Genomic DNA, 1,621 nt, shown 5'->3' with positions numbered 1-1,621 from the left:
GATTTGGTGGCTGGCCGGATCATCCAGGAAGGCGTCTGGAGTCCGTCAGAGAGCACCTTCCCAGAGGTAACCTCTCCAACTGTTGATGGTTATACACCAGATAAGGCAACTGTAGCAGCCGTTGAACAGATTACGGGAGATAGCGCAGATATTGAAGAAACGGTTACCTATAAAGCAGATAAGCAAAAAGTAACCTATACCATCATTGACGACACTGCTCAAAAAACGCTGAAAGATAAGGAAGTACTTACCAGCGGAGGCTCTGATACTCCTCTTTCAGATAGTGCCCGAGAAAAATATGATTTAATGGTGAATGCTTATCTAGCTCAAGGTTATGAATTAGTTTCGAAAGACCAGCTTCCGGCTAAATTCGACCTTGATAGTAGCTATGATCAAAATGTTGTTGTTCATGTGAAACACGGCACAACGGATAGCCAAGAAAGCAAGGCTGTGAACCTGACAGTTCGTTACCATGGTGCCGGTGATCAAACCCCAGCTGACCAAGTTCAGACAGCAACTTGGACACGTACAGTAACGACAGACAAGGTAACTGGATCTGTTGTGAGCATGACGGCTTGGACAAGCGACAAGGCTAACTATAACGCTGTGCCATCGCCAGTGATTCCAGGTTATAGCGTAGATGTCGAGACAGTTCCGTCTGAAGCAGTTACCCAAGAAAACATTGTTAAGGATGTACATTATACTGTGGCACCAGTAACTCCAGAAGTTCCTAATACTCCGGATACTCCAGTTAAACCAGAGCCTTCAACGAAACCGTTCACTTCTGAACGCCCTGCACCTACTCTTCCACGAACAGGTGAATCTCAAGTTGGTTCCAACCTTGCAACGCTGACAGGTCTAGGCTTACTTCTATCAATTCTTGGTTTGGTAGGACGTCATAAAAAAGAGGACTAATAAACTTTTTATAAGGTATAAACAGTCCAGTCATTCATTGAAGAAATACTGTAAATAGTTTAAAGATGGATGATTTAGTGGGAAAAGGCCTGTAGCCAATCTTAGTTGGCTGACTTGTATACTATCCAAAAAGTTAGACAAATAATTATTGAAAGGATTTAGTTCTGTATTGCACCGGACTAAGTCCTTTTCCACCATTTGTCAAGCATATCAAGGTATTCGATAAAAAATAGTTTGAGTTTCATAGTCCAACTAAGGAAATTGTCTTTTTTGATGTTCAGAGCGATAAAAATCCGTTTTTTGAAGTTTTCAAAGTTCCGAAATCCAAAGGCATTGCGCTTGATGAGTTTGATGAGATTATTAGTGGCTTCCAATTTGGCGTTTGAATAGGGTAGTTGAAGGGCATTGACGATTTTCTCTTTGTCCTTGAGGAAGGTTTTAAAGACAGTATGAAAGAGAGGATGAACCTGCTTTAGATTGTCCGCAATGAGTCCGAAAAATTTCTCCGGCTCCTTATTCTGAAAGTGAAAAAGCAAGAGTTGATAGAGATTATAGTGGTGTTTCAAGTCTTCTGAATAGCTCAAAAACTTGTCTAGAATCTCTTTATTGGTTAAGTGCATACGAAAAGTAGGGCGAATTTCTATTTCTCATACCATTCACGAAAAACCCGAAGAAGCAAACAAGCGAGCTAGGGTCGGTGATTGGG

At 41.5% G+C, this 1,621-nt stretch carries 1 protein-coding gene and 1 pseudogene; one reads left to right on the top strand and one right to left on the bottom strand.

The window, feature by feature from the left end:
* Positions 1-915: mucin-binding protein (locus M1F56_RS09620; RefSeq protein ID WP_247917548.1), on the top strand; the 915-nt coding region annotated here is incomplete at its 5' end.
* 179 nt (positions 916-1,094) lie between these two features.
* On the opposite strand, the pseudogene M1F56_RS09615 reads toward M1F56_RS09620, so the two are convergent.
* Positions 1,095-1,550 (bottom strand): annotated as a pseudogene (locus tag M1F56_RS09615) (transposase); the annotation flags it as partial.
* Positions 1,551-1,621: the final 71 nt, after the last annotated feature.

The sequence above is a fragment of the Streptococcus oralis genome (assembly GCF_023109005.1).
Taxonomy (GTDB): Bacteria; Bacillota; Bacilli; order Lactobacillales; family Streptococcaceae; genus Streptococcus; species Streptococcus oralis_BU.
Note: the sequence above shows the minus strand (reverse complement) of the source record. Positions and strands in the feature narration are given on the sequence as shown.